18 protein-coding genes, 1 pseudogene and 1 riboswitch are annotated in these 18,491 nt (G+C 35.6%); of the genes and pseudogenes, 2 read left to right on the forward strand and 17 right to left on the reverse strand.

From position 1 onward, the window contains the following. Window positions 1-12 precede the first annotated feature (12 nt). From thiC to rplM, 10 genes and pseudogenes are all read right to left on the reverse strand, one after another. Complete coding sequence (gene thiC, locus EKL98_RS00280) at window positions 13-1,857, reverse strand: phosphomethylpyrimidine synthase ThiC (RefSeq protein ID WP_126561257.1); 1,845 nt, start codon at window positions 1,855-1,857, stop codon at window positions 13-15. Between the two features lie 88 nt (window positions 1,858-1,945). Further along, entirely contained in the window at window positions 1,946-2,152 is a 207-nt protein-coding gene (gene thiS, locus EKL98_RS00285) for a sulfur carrier protein ThiS (protein WP_126458283.1), read from the reverse strand. A 63-nt stretch (window positions 2,153-2,215) separates the two neighbouring features. Beyond that, a riboswitch (TPP riboswitch) is annotated at window positions 2,216-2,312 on the reverse strand. Between the two features lie 81 nt (window positions 2,313-2,393). Next, entirely contained in the window at window positions 2,394-2,954 is a 561-nt protein-coding gene (locus EKL98_RS00290; protein ID WP_126561258.1) for a DNA-3-methyladenine glycosylase I, read from the reverse strand. Between the two features lie 2 nt (window positions 2,955-2,956). Further along, on the reverse strand, window positions 2,957-3,610 hold the full coding sequence (locus tag EKL98_RS00295; protein ID WP_126561259.1) for a queuosine precursor transporter: 654 nt from the start codon (window positions 3,608-3,610) through the stop codon (window positions 2,957-2,959). 384 nt (window positions 3,611-3,994) lie between these two features. Then, window positions 3,995-5,368 (reverse strand): S8 family peptidase, encoded by a 1,374-nt coding sequence (locus tag EKL98_RS00300; RefSeq protein WP_126458274.1) that lies wholly within the window; start codon window positions 5,366-5,368, stop codon window positions 3,995-3,997. 402 nt (window positions 5,369-5,770) lie between these two features. After that, window positions 5,771-6,186: pseudogene (locus tag EKL98_RS00305) on the reverse strand (queuosine precursor transporter); the annotation flags it as partial. A 147-nt stretch (window positions 6,187-6,333) separates the two neighbouring features. Then, window positions 6,334-7,158 carry a translation elongation factor Ts gene (tsf, locus tag EKL98_RS00310; RefSeq protein ID WP_126561260.1) on the reverse strand — a complete coding sequence of 275 codons (825 nt, stop codon included), beginning with the start codon at window positions 7,156-7,158 and terminating at the stop codon, window positions 6,334-6,336. Between the two features lie 107 nt (window positions 7,159-7,265). Further along, window positions 7,266-8,045, reverse strand: a complete 780-nt coding sequence (rpsB, locus tag EKL98_RS00315; RefSeq protein WP_126561261.1) for a 30S ribosomal protein S2 — start codon at window positions 8,043-8,045, stop codon at window positions 7,266-7,268. A gap of 180 nt (window positions 8,046-8,225) precedes the next feature. Further along, window positions 8,226-8,612 carry a 30S ribosomal protein S9 gene (rpsI, locus tag EKL98_RS00320; protein WP_126453913.1) on the reverse strand — a complete coding sequence of 129 codons (387 nt, stop codon included), beginning with the start codon at window positions 8,610-8,612 and terminating at the stop codon, window positions 8,226-8,228. Continuing rightward, entirely contained in the window at window positions 8,612-9,067 is a 456-nt protein-coding gene (gene rplM / locus EKL98_RS00325; RefSeq protein WP_066080505.1) for a 50S ribosomal protein L13, read from the reverse strand. Before rplM ends, rpsI begins: the two co-directional genes overlap by 1 nt. Window positions 9,068-9,407: 340 nt before the next feature. On the opposite strand from rplM, the gene EKL98_RS00330 reads away from it, so the two are divergent. Next, window positions 9,408-10,433 (forward strand): LacI family DNA-binding transcriptional regulator, encoded by a 1,026-nt coding sequence (locus tag EKL98_RS00330; RefSeq protein ID WP_126458265.1) that lies wholly within the window; start codon window positions 9,408-9,410, stop codon window positions 10,431-10,433. Between the two features lie 245 nt (window positions 10,434-10,678). Here the strand turns inward: EKL98_RS00330 and EKL98_RS00335 are convergent, their stop codons facing one another. The 4 genes from EKL98_RS00335 to EKL98_RS00350 all read right to left on the reverse strand — a co-directional run bounded on the left by EKL98_RS00335 (window position 10,679) and on the right by EKL98_RS00350 (window position 14,065). After that, window positions 10,679-11,635 carry a geranylgeranylglycerol-phosphate geranylgeranyltransferase gene (locus tag EKL98_RS00335; RefSeq protein ID WP_126458262.1) on the reverse strand — a complete coding sequence of 319 codons (957 nt, stop codon included), beginning with the start codon at window positions 11,633-11,635 and terminating at the stop codon, window positions 10,679-10,681. 92 nt (window positions 11,636-11,727) lie between these two features. Continuing rightward, the gene (locus EKL98_RS00340; protein ID WP_126458259.1) at window positions 11,728-12,666 is read right to left on the reverse strand and encodes a mevalonate kinase family protein; all 939 of its coding nucleotides are present in this window, start codon (window positions 12,664-12,666) and stop codon (window positions 11,728-11,730) included. A gap of 59 nt (window positions 12,667-12,725) precedes the next feature. Beyond that, on the reverse strand, window positions 12,726-12,920 hold the full coding sequence (locus EKL98_RS00345) for a hypothetical protein (protein WP_126458256.1): 195 nt from the start codon (window positions 12,918-12,920) through the stop codon (window positions 12,726-12,728). A 44-nt stretch (window positions 12,921-12,964) separates the two neighbouring features. Then, window positions 12,965-14,065, reverse strand: coding sequence for a diphosphomevalonate/mevalonate 3,5-bisphosphate decarboxylase family protein (locus EKL98_RS00350; RefSeq protein ID WP_126561262.1), 1,101 nt, complete (start codon window positions 14,063-14,065; stop codon window positions 12,965-12,967). Window positions 14,066-14,178: 113 nt separating this feature from the next. Here EKL98_RS00350 and EKL98_RS00355 point away from each other — a divergent pair, with 113 nt between their 5' ends. Then, window positions 14,179-14,655 (forward strand): TspO/MBR family protein, encoded by a 477-nt coding sequence (locus tag EKL98_RS00355; RefSeq protein WP_126561263.1) that lies wholly within the window; start codon window positions 14,179-14,181, stop codon window positions 14,653-14,655. 43 nt (window positions 14,656-14,698) lie between these two features. On the opposite strand, the gene EKL98_RS00360 is transcribed toward EKL98_RS00355, so the two are convergent. From EKL98_RS00360 to EKL98_RS00370, 3 genes are all read right to left on the reverse strand, one after another. Then, window positions 14,699-15,907 (reverse strand): BaiN/RdsA family NAD(P)/FAD-dependent oxidoreductase, encoded by a 1,209-nt coding sequence (locus EKL98_RS00360; RefSeq protein ID WP_126458247.1) that lies wholly within the window; start codon window positions 15,905-15,907, stop codon window positions 14,699-14,701. Then, window positions 15,904-16,581 carry a glycerophosphodiester phosphodiesterase gene (locus EKL98_RS00365; protein ID WP_126458244.1) on the reverse strand — a complete coding sequence of 226 codons (678 nt, stop codon included), beginning with the start codon at window positions 16,579-16,581 and terminating at the stop codon, window positions 15,904-15,906. The genes EKL98_RS00360 and EKL98_RS00365 overlap by 4 nt, the downstream gene beginning before the upstream one ends. Window positions 16,582-17,119: 538 nt before the next feature. After that, entirely contained in the window at window positions 17,120-18,490 is a 1,371-nt protein-coding gene (locus tag EKL98_RS00370) for an NADH-quinone oxidoreductase subunit N (protein WP_126458241.1), read from the reverse strand. Between the last annotated feature and the right edge of the window lies 1 nt (window position 18,491).

Here is an 18,491-nt window from a genome sequence, read left to right on the forward strand (position 1 = left end):
TCTTCTACAGTCTTATAAGTAAATTTCTTTGCCGCTTTCTACAAATTCTTTTGATTTTTCTTTCATGCCTTTTTCGGCTTCAGCTACATCGCGAATTTCCTGGGAGATTTTCATAGAACAAAATTTGGGGCCACACATCGAACAAAAATGAGCTACTTTGGCGCCATCCGCCGGTAATGTTTCATCATGAAATTCACGAGCTGTATCGGGATCTAGGGATAAGTTGAATTGGTCTTGCCAACGGAATTCAAAACGGGCTTTGCTCAAGGCATTGTCACGGTATTGCGATCCGGGATGCCCTTTGGCCAAATCAGCAGCATGAGCCGAAATCTTATACGTGATTACGCCGTCTTTAACGTCTTTTTTGTTGGGTAAACCAAGGTGTTCTTTTGGTGTCACGTAGCATAACATCGCACAACCATACCAGCCAATCATAGCCGCGCCAATGGCAGAGGTGATGTGATCATAACCTGGAGCAATATCAGTAGTTAATGGTCCTAAAGTATAAAAAGGAGCTTCATCACAGTGCTCTAATTGTTTGTCCATGTTTTCCTTAATCATGTGCATGGGTACGTGGCCAGGGCCTTCAATAAATACCTGAACATCGTGTTTCCAGGCGATTTTTGTCAGTTCGCCAAGTGTTTCCAGCTCTGCAAACTGAGCGGCATCATTCGCATCGGCAATAGAACCGGGACGTAACCCATCTCCTAATGAAAACGCTACATCATATTGTTTCATAATTTCGCAAATGTCTTCAAAATGGGTGTAAAGAAAGTTTTCTTTATGGTGAAACAAACACCATTTTGCCATGATAGAGCCTCCACGGGAAACAATACCGGTAACACGTTCAGCAGTCAAATGGATGTAGCGCAATAAAACACCGGCATGGATGGTAAAATAGGAAACCCCTTGTTCCGCTTGTTCGATTAGCGTATCACGATAAACTTCCCAAGTGAGATCTTCGGCCACGCCATTTACTTTTTCCAAAGCTTGGTAAATAGGCACGGTTCCAATTGGCACAGGAGAATTTCGGATAATCCATTCTCTGGTTTCGTGAATGTTTTTACCGGTTGATAAATCCATAATCGTGTCAGCTCCCCAGCGGCATGCCCAAACTGCTTTTTCTATTTCTTCTTCGATTGTTGAGGTTACGGCGCTGTTGCCAATGTTAGCATTAATTTTCACTAAGAAGTTACGACCTACAATCATAGGCTCACTTTCTGGGTGGTTGATGTTATTTGGAATAATGGCACGTCCTCTGGCTACTTCGCTTCGGACAAATTCAGGGGTGATTTTCCCCACCCCAGCCCGGCCCGAAGGAGAGGGAGTGTTTGCGCCCCAACTATTTCCTTCGTGTTGGTGTTGCATGGCTTTGGTTTGTTCGTTTATCAACTCCAAGCGTTGGTTTTCACGAATGGCTATGTATTCCATTTCTGGAGTAATGATTCCTTGTTTTGCATAATACAATTGGGAAACGTTGGCTCCTTTTTTGGCACGCTTAGGTTTGTGCAAATATTCGAAACGCAATTCGTTTAGTTTTTCGTCATTCAAACGCTTTTTCCCGTATTCGGAAGAGGTTTCACTTAATTCTTCGACATCATTACGATCCAGAATCCATTGTTCACGAATGCGGGGCAGTCCTTTTCGAATGTCAATTTCGATATTTGGGTCGGTAAATGGGCCCGAAGTGTCATAAACGGTTACAGGCGGGTTTTTTTCTATTCTGCCATTTGACATTTTAGTGTCAGTCAATGCAATTTCTCGCATCGCTACTTTTATGGGATGAATGGTTCCATCTACATAAATTTTTGTAGAATTAGGAAAAGGAGTGGTTGATATTTTTTCTTCGTATTTCATATTTTTTTTATTGAAAGATTTAAGTATTAAAAAATTGAAAGATTGAAGAGTGGATTTGATAAATCTTTCAATCTTTAAATTAAAATGGTTATCCTCCTTGAGTTGCAGAGATGATGAGAATGTTATCGGTTTCTTGTATGATGTGGGAATTCCAGTTGGATTTTGGAATTATACTATTGTTTATGGCTACGGCAATTCCGTTTTGTTTTATGGGAATTTCCAAGTCAAGAAGTGCCTGAACAGTAAGACTGTCAGTTGCAAATTGTTTCGTTTGATTGTTGATTTTGAGTTCCATTCCTTTTGAATTTAGTATACAGTTATACTTTAGGAATGGCTACAAGAGTACATAAATGTACTAGGAAGTCATCTTACTTTTCCCTACGCTAGTATGAACTAGATCAGGTTCAGAGGGTAATTCTCAGCCTACAATGTTGTAGACACCCCTAAAGTGTGAAACAAATGTAATTGTTTTTTTGATTAAAGTTTCGGATTTAAAGTTTTATTTGATAATTTAACTGTCGAAAACGGATTACTCACTACTGTTTTTTCCAGCAATCTGCAACGTGATCATCAACCATTCCGGTGGCTTGCAGGAGTGCATAAACTACCGTTGAACCGACGAATTTGAATCCGCGTTTTTTTAAATCCTTACTTATTGTATCTGAAAGCGGAGTAGTAGCCGGAACTTCTTGTAAAGATTGTCGGTTGTTTTGAATGGGTTTTCCTCCAGTAAATTCCCAAATATATTTTGAAAAACCGCCAAATTCCTCTTGTACTTTCATAAAGGCAGTAGCATTAGAAACTGCTGCGCGAATTTTTAACTGATTGCGAATAATTCCTGCATCAAGGAGTAATTCCTGAATTTTATTTTCGGTATAAAATGCTATTTTTTTATAGTCAAAATCATCAAAAGCCAATTGGAAATTTTCTCTCTTTTTTAGGATTGTAATCCAACTTAGTCCGGCTTGGAAAGTTTCTAAGATTAGAAATTCAAATAATTTTTGGTCCTTATATACTGGAACGCCCCATTCTTCGTCGTGGTATTTTTTGTATAAATCGCTGGAAGTGCACCAACCACATCTTGTTTTTTTATCCATAATTATTCTTTTTCTGCCGCTAAATAGTTTTTTATAATGTAGTGGCCCAAGTAAATTAAAGGAGTCAAGAGAATGGCAATTCCAAGTTTGAAGGTATATCCTGTCAAGGCGGAGGTTAGAAAAACGTCAAAGTTTATTTTGCCGGGCAACCAAAAAGCAATTCCCAACACAATAAAAGAATCGAATAATTGCGAAATGATAGTAGAACCCGTAGCTCTGAGCCATATTTTTTTGTTTCCTGTACGGTTTTTGAAAAACCAAAAAACGGTTACATCTATCAATTGAGAAACTAGGAACGCAATGATACTTCCCACTATGATCCACATGCTTTGTCCAAAAACGGCAAAAAACTGCTCATCATTGACTGGACTGATTCCTTTTGCGGCGGGTATATTGATCGCGAAAAGTAAAACAAGGAAAGAGTAGGCGATTAAACCGGCAGTGATTAAGGACAATTTCTTTACTCCTTTTTCTCCAAAGTATTCATTGATTAAATCAGTAGTCAGGAAAACAATAGGCCAAGGCAAAATGCCGATGCTCATTACAAACGGACCTATTTGTATCAATTTCCCACCGATGAGTTCTGCCGTAACGGCATTAGTGATAAAGATTCCGGCAAGAATAACAAATACAAATTCTTTTTTGGTTTTGAACATAAAAAACAATTAATATTCAAATTTAGTGTTTTAATTGAAAAGTATTAATTTGTATTGTTGTTTTCGATGTGAATTTATTCTAAACATGATTCTATTTTTTTTCATTTTTATTGAATAAAATCGTTTAATTAATTTAGTAAAAAAGAAGAATCATGTAACTTTAATATTTTGGCTAGAGATATTTTTCCGATTATTAAGTTCAAATTTTTACATTAAATAAGTCAATTTGTGCTTAGCAGTTTTATCTAACATAGCTTTTGCTATTCATCCTCTACTTAGGATATTTTAAAAATATGGATTTTTTGAACGGTATTGAAAAAAAATATGACCATAAAAAAAAGAGCCCAACTTGTGGACTCCTTTGTTTAATTAGTTTTAATTGGATTAAAATCCGCTTACATTCAATCTACCTCCTGTTAAACATTTTCCAGATAAAGAGGAAGTAGGAGTAGCACTGTTCAATAGTGCTGCTTTAATTTGTGCAGCTGTTGCACCAGGATTCAAAGATGCGTATAATGCAGCCGCTCCTGACACATGTGGAGTTGCCATTGAAGTTCCGTTATAACTAGCATAGCTAGATACAAACTTACCTTTAGATCTTGCAGGTACTGTTGACCATATTCCTGAACCAGGAGCGCCTAAATCAACAGAGGTAGCGCCAAATTGAGAGAAACTTGATAGAGCTCCTGTATTGGTAATTGATGCAACGGCGATTACATTTGCGTTAGGATAACTTGCAGGATAACTTGGTGTGGTGTCATTGTCAGTTCCACTATTCCCTGCAGCAGCAATGAACAGTATTCCAGCAGTATTGGCTCTCTCAATTGCATCCTGAAGACCTTGTGAGAATCCTCCTCCTCCCCAAGAGTTATTAGTAGCTACAATGTTTAAGCCATGTCTTGTTTTTAGATCAGTGAAATAGTCAATTGCTTTAATTGCATTTGCTAATGTTCCGCCTGTTCCACCTAAAAATTTAGCGTTTATCATTTTTACATTCCATACAACACCAGCAACACCTTTTCCATTACCTCCTACAGCACCAATAGTACCGGCAACATGTGTTCCGTGGTCATCGTCAACTCCGTCAAAAACAGTATTATCGTTTGCGGCAAAATCATAGCCATACACATCGTCAACAAGGCCATTGCTATCATCATCTATACCATTTCCATCTATTTCACCTGGGTTTTTACCTGCATTGGCTGCTAGATCTTCATGAGTATACATGTAACCTTCGTCAATAATACCGATATACACAGTAGCTGATCCTAACTTATTGTTTGCCCAAGCAGCTGCGGCTTGCGAACCAAACTGATTCGATGGAGAAGTTGTAGATCCATACATGCCCCAAAGTGAACCATTAGTATAATAAGTGTCATTTGAAACTGCAAAATGATTGTATATCCAGTTTGGCTCTGCATACTCTACTCCTTGTAAATCTTTAATAAGCTCAATAGCTTCCATTGTGCCTAACTTTGAATTTACCAATAAAATTTTTCCACCTGTAGTGTTTGTTTTAGCAGTGGAAGTTTTCATAGAATTAGTGTTAATAACTTCTACTGTAGTTCCTCCAATTAGAGATAAAATGTTTGTTGATGTTTTAGCTCCAGTTTCTGTAGGTTTAAATTTAATAAGTAGTTGGTTCGCAACATAACTTGGTTGTACCTTATTTTGTACTACTTCTGTTGGGTTTAAATTTTCATCAGTACAAGAGAAAAATGCGAACAAGACTAGGGATGCGATAAATAAATTCTTCATAAATTTGAGTTTTTGGTTTAAAAAGTTAAAAGTATTAAAAAAATAAGGTAACGATAACGTTTTCGGTAAAAATATAAATAATTTTAGGTGATGGTCGTTTTATGTTAAATTTTTACGATGCGCGTTTTTAGGTAGGAATTTTCGTTTTGTATTTATAAGCTATTTTAATTTAAATTGTTAGTGGTTAATGGACACTGCATGAAGTTCAGCTTTTTATAATCTAATATGTTTAAGAGTTCTTTTTGAATGAATGAATCCGATAAAAAAACCCATTTCAAATCTCTTTGAAATAGGTTGTATATAAATCTGAGTTCAAATATTATAATCTGAAATCAAAAAATCAATTTATCCTAACGCAGCTCTTTTGAAACCTGTTTCTCTGAGCCAGATTTTTTTATTTCATGTACGGTTTTTGAAAAACCAAAAAACAGTTACGTCTATCAATTGAGAAACTAAGAAGGCGATGATGCTTCCCACAATAATCCACATGCTTTGGCCAAAAACTGCCAAAAACTGTTCGTCATTTACCGGGATTATCCCTTTTGCCACGGGAGTATTTATGGATAAAAACAAGAGGTTGAACGCATAAGTAATTAAAAAATCGGTAATTAAAGATAATTTTTTACTCCTTTTTCTCCAAAGTATTCATTGATTAAATCAGTAGTCAGGAAAACAATAGGCCAAGGTAAAATGCCGATACTCATTACAAAGGGACCTATTTGTATCAGTTTCCCACCGATGAGTTCAGCAGTAACGGCGTTAGTAATGAATATTCCGGCGAGAGTAACGAATACAAGTTCTTTTTTGGTTTTGAACATAAATAAAAATTAAATTTCAAATTTAGTGTTTTAATTTTTTTTCAAACAAAAAAAATCCCATCTTGTTTTAGAACAAAATGGGATTTTATATTGAGGTTAGAAAACTTCTAAAATAAATTTAGAGATTCTAAAACCATTTTAGGATGATTATCCTAACGCAGCTCTTTTAAAACCGGTAACGATAAGATCTTTGTCTAAAGATTTAACATAAGCAGCAACGCTCATTTTGTTGTCTTTGATATAATCTTGGTTTACTAACGTATTGTCTTTAAAGAAACGGGCTAGTTTACCTTTAGCGATATTGTCTAACATTGCTTCTGGTTTTCCTTCTTGACGTAGGATATCTTTAGCAATTTCTATTTCTTTAGCGATTGTGTCAGCATCAACACCCGTTTCGTCTAAAGCAATTGGAGCCATTGCAGCTGCTTGCATCGATACGTTTCTTGAAACTTCCTCAGCACCTTCTACATTTGCAGATAGCGCGACTAAAGTAGCAATTTTGTTTCCGGAGTGAATGTAAGATCCGATAAAAGCACCTTCTAATTTTTCGAAAGTTCTGATTTCTAATTTTTCACCGATAACACCAGTTTGCTCGATTAATTTATCAGCAACAGTGATTCCATTGAAATCAGCCGCTAAAAATTCTTCTTTTGTGTTGAAGTTCAATGCTAAATTAGCCATTTCAGTAGCCATTTTTACAAAGTTTTCGTTCATCCCTACGAAGTCAGTTTCACAGTTTAATGTGATCACAACTCCGGCAGTTTTGTTAGCGTTAACAACAGCAATTGCAGCACCTTCTGTCGATTCTCTATCAGAACGATTTGCGGCTACTTTTTGTCCTTTTTTACGTAAGTTTTCGATAGCTAAATCAAAATCTCCTTCTGCTTCAACCAAGGCTTTTTTGCAGTCCATCATTCCTGCGCCAGTGATTGTTCTTAATTTATTTACGTCTGCAGCAGTAATTGTTGCCATAATTTTTTTATTTTAAAGATTAAAAGATTGAGAAATTTAAAGAGTTCATTATCAATTTTACAATCAATAACTTTTATCTTTAAATTCTTCAATCTTTAAATTTATTTTTATTCTTCAGTTGCAGGAGTTGGAGCTACTGTTTCAGTAACAGGAACAACTACTTCAGCAGCAACAGGAAGATCAGTTTCTTTGTCAGATCCTCTATCAGAAAGTCCTTCGATAATTGCACCAGTTACTAAAGTTAAGATTTTGTCAATTGATTTAGAAGCATCATCGTTAGATGGGATTACAAATTCAACCTCTCTTGGGTCAGAATTGGTATCCACCATTGCGAAAACTGGAATGTTTAATTTTTGAGCTTCTTTTATTGCGATGTGTTCCGCTTTGATATCAACTACGAACAATGCAGCTGGTAGTCTTGACATGTCAGCGATTGAACCTAAGTTTTTCTCTAATTTGGCACGAAGACGATCTACTTGCAAACGTTCTTTTTTAGAAAGGGTCATGAAAGTACCGTCTTTCTTCATTTTATCAATAGTTGCCATTTTTTTAACAGCTTTACGGATAGTTACGAAGTTAGTTAGCATTCCACCAGGCCATCTTTCAGTGATGTAAGGCATGTTTGCAGCTTTAGCTTTTTCAGCTACGATGTCTTTAGCTTGTTTTTTGGTAGCTACGAATAATATTTTTCTACCTGATGCAGCGATTTTTTTCAAAGCGTCATTCGCTTCTTCAATTTTTGCTGCTGTTTTATAAAGATTGATAATGTGTATACCATTACGCTCCATATAAATGTAAGGGGCCATGTTTGGATCCCATTTTCTAGTCATGTGTCCGAAGTGTACACCTGCTTCTAGTAATTCTTTTACTTCTACTTTGTTTGACATTTTTTGTTTAGTTTACGTTCTGTTGATTAGCAATGTTCCTTTTTAATTTAAAGATTCAATCTTTTAATTGGGTTTCATTTAGATGCTAAACTAATTTCCCGTCTCAACGGGACAACAACAACATTGTTTTTAAATTTAATAATCAATACGTCTTGTATAAATAATACAAGACAGGTACTATTAACGTTTAGAGAATTGGAATCTCTTACGAGCTTTCTTCTGACCGAATTTCTTACGTTCAACCATTCTTGGATCTCTTGTCAATAAACCTTCTGGTTTCAGTATCGCTCTGTTTTCAGCATTTACTTCACACATAACACGTGCCAATGCCATTCTTACTGCTTCTGCTTGTCCAGTTGAACCACCTCCGTAAACGTTCACTTTTACATCAAAATTTGTTACATTTTCTGTCATAGACATAGGTTGTAATACTTTGTACTGTAACGTTGCAGTTGGGAAGTATGTTTCGAATGCTTTTTTGTTTACAGTGATTACTCCTGTTCCTTCCGAAACATAAACACGTGCAACAGCGGTTTTTCTTCTACCGATTTTGTGAATAACTCCCATTACTTAAGATCGTTAAGGTTAACTGTTCTAGGTTTTTGAGCGCCTTGTTTGTGCTCTGATCCTACAACAACATTTAAATTTCTAAAAAGTTCAGCACCTAATTTGTTTTTAGGTAGCATTCCTTTTATTGCTTTTTCAACTAGTAATGCAGGGTTTTTTGATTGCAATACTTCAGCAGTTAAAGTTCTTTGTCCTCCAGGATAACCAGTGTGACGGATGTAAGTTTTTTCTTTCATCTTGTTCCCTGTAAGGTTGATTTTTTCTGAGTTGATAACAATTACGTTATCTCCACAGTCAACGTGTGGCGTATAACTTGCTTTGTACTTACCTCTAAGGATCATTGCGATCTTCGAAGCCATACGACCTAAGTTATGCCCATCAGCATCTACAACAATCCACTCTTTTGTAACGGTGGCTTTGCTTGCTGATTGTGTCTTGTAGCTTAATGCGTCCATAATATTATTTTAATTAAACATTCCATCCCCAATAAAGGGGTTGCAAAAGTACAATTAATTATTTTAAATACAAATACCTTAAAAGATTATTTTTTTCTTGTTTTAGTGCTGATTATCAAATGTATATTTGAAATATTTTTCCGGCAATGAATTTAGAATTAATCGAAACCGTCGATAGATTGTTTTGTTGTGAATTTTTATGTAAATTTATTGAATATTCCTCATTTTTCAGAGCCAATTTTTATATTATAATCGCTATTTTTGTCGATCTAATTGTTAATATTCTATTTATTTACATCTTGTCCCTTTTTTCTTTATTAATTACAATAAACATTTTTTTATGAAAGCCAGAGCTACACTAAAACAAATCGCAAAAGAACTGAATGTTTCTGTTTCTACAGTTTCAAAAGCACTTAATGATAGTCCGGAAATTAGTGAGTTAACTAAAATAAAAATAAAAGAATACGCAAAGCTAAAAAATTACAAACCTAACGTAATTGGTTTGAACCTAAAAAACAGGAAAACAAGAACCATTGGGGTGATTATTCCTAATATTTTGAATTCTTTCTTTGCCAAAGTATTTAGTGGTATCGAGAAAGTGGCTGATGAAAAAGGATACAATGTGATTATGTGTATTTCAAATGAATCTTTGGATAAAGAAGCGCATACTTTGGAGATGCTCAGCAATGGTACTATCGACGGATTTATTGTTTCGGTTTCTGAAGAGGCTCAAAAAAATCAGGAATACAGTCATTTTTCGGCAATCATTAATGATGGAACTCCTATTGTGATGTTTGATCGAATTGCGGATGGCGTTGATTGTGACAAAGTTATTGTAGATGATTTTGATTCGGCCCTAGATTCTACCCAACATTTAATTGATTTAGGGTGCAAAAACATAGCGCTGTTTTCTTCAGTTGATAATTTGAGTGTCGGGAAATTGCGTGCTGCCGGCTATATTAAAGCCTTAGAAGTCAACAATATACCCATTAATAAGGCTATAATTTTGAGAACTGATTGTGATGAAAATCTAAATAATCTCATAGAAAATATTTTTGATACCAATACAATTGACGGGATTTTTGCTTTGGACGAAAATGACTCCGTAGCTGCTTTGAGAATTGGACTCAAAAAAGGATATAAAATTCCCGAAGCACTTTCTATCATAGGTTTTGCAGATGGTATACTCGCCTCCCGTAGGTTGTCTCCCAGTTTGACCACGGTCAGTCAGCATGGCATAGAAATAGGCGAAGTTGCTGCTAAACTACTTATTGATCGACTGGAATCTAAAGAAGAACACATTCCCTATGAAACGGTTGTCATTAAGACAAAATTGAAAGAAAGGGAGTCAACAAGAAAACTGTAGAACGTATTATAGCAATCCTGCGGAATCACGTTTAGCAATGAAATGAACCCGAAAAAGGGTTTGTACAATGCCCCATAGCATAAAAACTGCTCTTTTTTTGTTTTTATTGAATACATAAAATTAAAAATCAAATTAATAAATGGTTGTGATTTTCTAATTTTATAGTAGGAACCCTTTTTCTATTTCAAGAGAATGCCTAGCCTGATGATAGAGGTTTTTTTTAGTAATTCTTAAAAAGGGATAGTCTAAAGCATCATCAGCAATCTTTTGCCGTGCCATAAAACACTCGGATCAATCAGTACAATACAAAATACTCCAGAGACAATTAAAAATTTCAGGACATTATGAAGCAATAGGAATTGTGGTTTAGCATTTGATTTCCACAAGTAAAGCAAGGATAAAATAAGGATTATGAGCGAGGAATAAAAATAAATATCCATATATCCCACATCGTAAATTTCGATTAAAACATAAACGGGGAAAACGGTAAGGAGTGTCAAAAAGGTTATGATTTTTTTTGAAATTTCTTCTCCATAAACAATGGGAATCGTTTTATAATCAGTAATTAAATCGCCTTTCAGATTTTCTAGGTCTTTAATCATTTCCCGAATCAGCAGCAATAAGAACAAAAAAGAGGCATGCACAAATATTACTCCAAGCTGTCTTTTGTAATTTTCAATTTCTTCAAACGGGATCTGATTGTAGTAATACAATAGTATGGCAAAAAAAGGGGTCACGGCAAGTAAAGCCGCTGTCAAATTTCCTATTATAGGGTATTTTTTTATTTTATGGGAATAAAACCAAATAACGAAAATGTATAGGGAAAAGAATAAAAAAGCACGCCAAGAAACAAACAGAGCCATTAAGGCAACTATGAAATTCAATGTAAAATAGACGTTTAGTTTTGTTTTTTGACTCACTAATCGATCTAACATGGACTTGTTAGGGCGATTGATTAAATCTTTTTGGCTGTCATAAAAATTATTGATAATATATCCCGAAGCAATTGTTAGTGATGAAGCAAAAACCAAGATAAATAAATTGAAATCGAGTAAAATAGCCAAAGCTCTTGTGTCAGGAGCCAAAATAAATATGGCTGAGAGGTATTGTGCCAGGATAATAACCGGAATGTTATAGCCTCTAACCACAGAGAACAAACTTGCAATTTTCATTAGGAGAAGTTTGTGGTGCCTGCTTAACATTTAGATTTATTTAAGAATGTGCTCCCAATAATAAGGGTGCTATTTTAGGTTTTCTTCTCCCTCTCCTTTGAAGAGGGTTGGGGAGAGGATGTTTAAAACTGGTACACGACTTCTAGTTTATACTCTTTCAGGGAAATTTTGGCTTTTTCTAAATCTTCTGTGAATCCTAAGATGTAACCACCGCCACCAGAACCACATAATTTCAAATAATAATCATTACTGTCAATTCCTTGTTGCCAGATGCTGTGAAATTGTTCCGGAATCATTGGTTTAAAGTTATTCAAGACCACTTTAGATAGTTTCTTGGTATTCATGAACAATGATTTCATGTCTCCGCCCAGGAAATTTTCAACGCAGGCATCTGTATATTTTACAAATTGATTTTTCAACATGGCGCGGAATCCTTTGTCTTTCAGGTTTTCCATGAAAATATTCACCATGGGAGCGGTTTCGCCCACAATTCCAGAATCTAACAAAAATACGGCTCCTTTGCCGTCAAAGCTTTGATTTGGAATTCCGGTTGCTTGAATGTTATCTTTAGAATTGATTAAAATAGGGATACTCAAATAACTGTTCAAAGGATCTAATCCAGAACTTTTTCCGTGGAAAAAACTCTCCATTTGAGAAAATATATTTTTTAGCTGCAATAATTTTTCACGAGTCAAATTTTCCAGAACCGTAATTTTATTTTGAGCATATTTATCATAAATAGCGGCTACAAGTGCACCACTGCTACCTACGCCATAACCCTGAGGAATACTGGAATCAAAATACATTCCGGCTTCCACATCATTTTTCAAGAGGTCTAAATCAAAAGTAACCAGATTGGGGTGTTCGTCTTGTAAAGTGTCTAGATAGATAACAAAACGCCTTAAATTCCCATTTGATTTTACCGCTTCTTCAGACGAATTTCCGTCTCTTTTGAGCGCACCATTATAAAAATTATATGGAATTGAAAGCCCTTTTGAGTCACGAATTATTCCGTATTCTCCAAAGAGTAGTATTTTTGAGTAAAATAAAGGTCCTTTCATATGGTGTTGTAAATTAACAATTTGGGGGTTGGCAATTAGGCATTTTTTAATGTGCTGTTTTATAAATCAACTTGATCGCCACGATTCGCTTCCTGAATTTCAAGGTCAATTTCTTCTTGTTGTTCAGGTGATAAATTTTTCCAAACCTCTTTTTTTTGTGATTTGAAAATGTTTTTCACAGCTTCAATTATGGCTGTGTCGTCAGTTTCTAACAACATTTTTATCAATTCTAATTTCTCGGATTGAATGTCCATGTTTTCAGGTCTTTAAAAATTAAAGATAGTGAAAAATAAATAAATTAAAGCAATACCGCTCCATTTCCAATTTCGTCACAAATGTACTGACCATTTTGACAATAGCCAACTAATTCGTGCTGAATAAATTGTAAAACTTTTTCGGCAACATTCTCAGGATATAAAACATGCACATTTGCTCCGGCATCCAGCGTAAAACAAACCGGAATTGTAGTCTCATTTCTAAATTTCCAAATCGCATTTATAATCTCCAACGTATTTGGTTTCATCAATATAAAATAAGGCATCGAAGTCATCATCATGGCATGTAACGTCAAGGCTTCGCGCTCTACAATTTTGATGAATTCGTCCAGATTTCCACTTTCGAAAATTGAAATTAATTGGTCTAAATTTTCGTGCGCCTGTGCAAACCGCCTTTCGGCAAAAGGATGGTTGTGCATTAAATCATGTCCAATGGTACTTGAAACTTGCTTTTCTCCTTTGTCAACCAGCAAAATAGTGTCTTGAAAATTCTTGAAATTAGCATGAATTGCATTTGGAAATTCCACGCCAAATAAATCCGAACTTCCGGAGATATTTGCATGATTTCCCCACACTACAACTTGTCCTTTTACACTTCTGCAAGCGCTTCCAGAACCCAAACGTGCCAGCAAAGACGCTTTTTGATAGAAATACTCCTTAGTCATTCCTGGATTTAGCGCTTTTTCTAAACTCATTAAGTTCATCGCCAAAGCTGCCATTCCAGATGCTGATGAAGCAATTCCGGAACTATGTGGGAAGGTATTTTCCGTGTCAATCGTAAAATGGTAGTCTTTCAAAAAAGGTAAATAAATTTCTATTCGCTCCAGAAATTTTTGGATTTTTGGTTTGAAATCTTCTTTTGGTTGTCCTTCAAAAAGTAAGTCAAAAGAAAAATCATCTTTTATGTTTAGCGCAGTTGAAGTATTTTTTTTGGTGAAAGCCAATTTCGTAATTGTTTTACAATTGTTCAACGTAAAACTCACCGAAGGATTTGCAGGAATTTGATTGTCTTTTTTTCCCCAATATTTTACAAGGGCAATATTGCTTGGTGCGCTCCATTGAAAATTGCCTTCTTCAATCGAATGTGTATATTGTGATGGGATAAAATCGTTTGCTGAAATCATGAATGTATAAATTTATGCAAAGATACTTTTTTTGGGTTATTTGTTTATTCGTTTAGTTGGTTAATCGTTACAAAGATTTGAGTAAATTTGGCTCACATTAGAAAAATATAAAAATGAATAAAATCACCCGAATATTAGCTGTTGTTGTTACGTGTCTTGCGATTGGTTATTTCTCTGGTACGGTTACTCGTTCTGCCATTACCACTTGGTATCCAACCTTAATAAAACCAAGTTTTAATCCGCCCAATTGGATCTTTGCACCAGTCTGGAGTATGCTATATGTGATGATGGGTGTTGCGGCTGGATTAGTTTGGGATAGAATAGAAGTAGAAAAAGAAGCCGTAAAAAAAGCGTTGATTTTCTTTGCGATTCAATTAGCACTGAATGCTTTGTGGTCGTATTTATTCTTTGGATTACACAACCCGATGTTAGCCGGATTAGAAATTATTGTATTGTGGTTGATGATCTTTGAAACGTACCTTCAGTTTTCAAAAATCAATAAAATTGCGGGCTATTTATTCATTCCGTATTTGGCTTGGGTAAGTTTTGCAGCGGTTTTGAATGGAAGTATCTGGTGGTTGAATAGATAGTTTTTTACCCTTTTAGGCTTCCACACTGTTAAAGCGTTGATTATTATATAGCACTCGCCACAATAAACCCACTAGTCCACGCATTCTGAAAGTTGAATCCTCCAGTAATGGCATCAATATTAACAATTTCACCAGCAAAATATAGGTTTTCGTGTAGTTTGCTTTCCATAGTTTTGAAGTTGATTTCCTTTAAATCAATTCCGCCTGCCGTCACAAATTCTTCTTTAAAGGTGCTTTTTCCATTCACTTGAAAAGTGCCATTCGTTAATTGATTCGCAAGATTCGTCAATTGAATTTTAGACAAATCGGCCCATTTCGTCTCCGCTTCAATTCCGGAAGCGAACACCAAACTTTCCCATAATCTATTGGTTAATTCGAAAGGAGATTTCTTGGAAACTGATTTTTTCGCGTGTTCCTGTTTTAAGTCTTTTAGCTTTTTCTCGACATCTTCTTTGTCAGCATCGTTCAACCAATTCACGAAAATATTGAACTGATAATTTTTATCATGCAAGATGCGGGCTCCCCAAGCGGAGAGTTTCAATATCGCCGGTCCGCTCATTCCCCAATGGGTAATTAACAACGGTCCTGTTGAGCTGAGTTTGGTGTCTTTTACTTTTACGGTTACTTGCGCCGCAACTCCGGGTAATTCTTTTATTCTGGAATCTTTGATATTAAAAGTGAATAAGGAAGGAACCGGGCTGACAACTGCATGACCAAAATTCTGTAACATTTCCCATACTTTAGGATTACTCCCAGTAGCTAGAATCAGTTTTTCGGCAAGATAATTTTCAGTTTGGGTTTCGATTTTCCATTCATTCTCTTTCTTGAAAATTGATTGTACACTTTGTCCTGTAAGTACTGCAATACCCAGTTTTTGTGTGGCAGTTAGAAAACAATCAATAATAGTTTGTGAAGAATTCGAAACCGGGAACATGCGTCCGTCTCCTTCTATTTTTAATTCTACACCATGTTTCTCAAACCATTCAATCGTATCGCCAGAACAGAACTGATGAAAAGGGCCTCGTAATTCTTTTTCGCCACGCGGATAAAACTTCACTAATTCATTTGGCTCAAAACAAGCGTGCGTCACGTTGCATCTTCCGCCGCCGGAAATGCGAACTTTTTGCAATACCTCTGCACCGCGCTCCAGAATGGCAACTTTCAGTTTTGGGTTTTTTTCTACAATATTTATCGCTGTAAAAAAACCTGCTGCGCCACCGCCTACTATTATTATATCAAAATTCTGATTCATATTCTATTTGGGAAATCGGTGATGATTCCGTTTACGTTGAATGTTTTTATTTTTTGAATATCTTCTAATTCATTGATAGTCCATGGGAAAACCTGCAATCCTTTTTCTTGCATTTGCGCCGTGTTTTCTTTTGTCAATAAATGAAAATGCGGATGGATGGATTTTGCCTGAATGAATTTGGCGAAAGCCAAAGCCAAGTCTAAATCAGTTTCCGTTAAAACGCCAATTGAAATTTTATCATTTAAAAACGCCACTTGCTGCAACGCATTCCAATCAAAACTGGAAATTAAAAAACGATCATATTTCCAACCTTTTTTAGCAACATATTTTTCAATGAGTGAGACTACTTTGTCTGTTGCTTCGTAGCTTTTGAGTTCAATATTGATCAGGCAGCCTTGGTTTACCAAATCAAAAACCTCTTGTAGCGTAGGGATTTGGTGCTTTCCATTTATTCGAAATGCCTTTAATTCTTGCAAAGATAAAACTTTTACAAAACCTTTTCCATTGGTCGTACGGTCAATGGTTTCATCGTGAATAACAATTAATTCTTCATCAGCACTCAAATGCACGTCGAGTTCAATACCGTCCACATGTAGGTCTAATGCTTTTTGGAACGAAACAAGAGTGTTTTCCGGTTCGTATCCTTTAGCACCACGATGTCCAATTTTGAGCATTGCCTTTTAATTTCGAGTAAAGATAAACATAAAAAAAACGCCTTCATTTCTAAAAGCGTTTGGATTTAAAAAGTAAACTCATAGTCAGTTTAGACTCTTCGGTATCGTCTCCAGCTTTTGGAGAGTCCCAGATTTTATTATTTCAATTCTAATGCGAAACAAGTGTTAAGAATCAGTATTACAAATCGATTAAAAAAAACAGAAACATCTTCTATATATCTTATTAAAGTATAAAAATAAGCGACTTACGGAATTCTCGAAGTGCTTTTAAACATACGATTATTCAGACTAAAGCATTAAAATTAGTGCAAATTTATTCGACAATTTGTGAAAAATTAGAAAAGATTTAAAATATACTTGTGAGCGATTCAGTAACAACGATAAGCCAGATTTAACAGATCCAGAAATTATGACCATCTATTTTGAAAAAAGACAATACCGTTCCATTAGATTGAGCACACAATTCATTGCAAAAACACATGACAAAAAAATTCTGATAGCTAAGTCATCAAGATTTTTTTTAATATACAGATTTAATTTATGCCAACAAATCCAACACTAAGGATGGAAACAACCCTAATGCGATATTCAACACAATTGCTACAATGGCAACCGCATAAATAACAACCGGCGTTCCTTTTCGTTCCTCGTTTGGTTCTTTAGTGTACATCGCCAAAATCAATTTGAAGTAGTACCCAACGCTTATAATCGAATTGATCACTGCTACGATCACTAAAGTCAAATAACCCGCTTGAATCGTTTGATTGAACAAAACCAACTTAGCAAAGAAACCCGCAAAAATAGGAATACCTGCCATAGAAAGTAAAGCTGCCGTAAGAATGGCCGCTAATAAAGGGTTGGTTTTTCCTAATCCGTGGAAATTTACAACATCTTCGTTGTCTCTATTTTTACAAACGTATAAAATCACACAAAAAGCAGCGATTCCAGATAAAGAATACGCTGAGGCATAATACAACAAACTTCCAGCTGATGTAGACAAACTCAACAAAGTCATCAACATAAAACCGGCATGAGAAACGCCAGAAAAAGCCAACATACGTTTCACGTTTGTTTGTCTCAATGCCATAATATTACCAACGGTCATCGAAGCCATCGAAATCACAACGACTACCATTTTGAATGACTCAGAAACATCCGCATTCATTACTGATAGTAATTTGTACAAACTAGCCATAGCAACTACTTTTGCCAAAGTACTCATTAATGCAGTGGTCAACGCTGGAGAACCTTCGTAAACATCAGGTGCCCAGAAATGAAATGGAACTGCCGCCACTTTAAACAACATCCCTATGGTAACCAACACAATTCCTATTGGAAACCAAACTGGCAATTCCGCTGATTGCGACAATTCACTGATTTCAGTAACGTCAAAACTTCCCATGGCACCATAAATTAAACAGATCCCAAAAAGAATGATTCCAGAGGCAAAAGATCCCATTAAAAAATATTTCATTCCCGCTTCGTTACTTTTCAAACTCAAACGGTCACTTGCAGCAAGAATGTAAAGTGCAATGGACAACACTTCGATTCCTAAAAAGAACATCGCTAAGTTTCCAAAAGAAACCATTGCCACTGCCCCTGCTAATAAAAATATTTTTATGGCAATATAATCCGAGATTTTAGATTGGTGATTTTCGTAAAAATTATGTCCTAAAGCTACCAAGAAAATGGTTAACACAATAAACAAAGACGAAAAAGTAGTTGAAAATTTACTCACAACAATCATGTTGCTATAGTAACTTTCCGTTGAATTATATTCAGATATAGTTAAACCCAGCACTCCCAATAATCCAATAATCATTATTGGAACAATGGCTCTTCTTAAATTAAAGATTTCAAATAAAAGGCATAAAACACCTAATCCTATTATAGCTATTAATGTATTCATT

It is taken from the genome of Flavobacterium bomense (assembly GCF_003970355.1).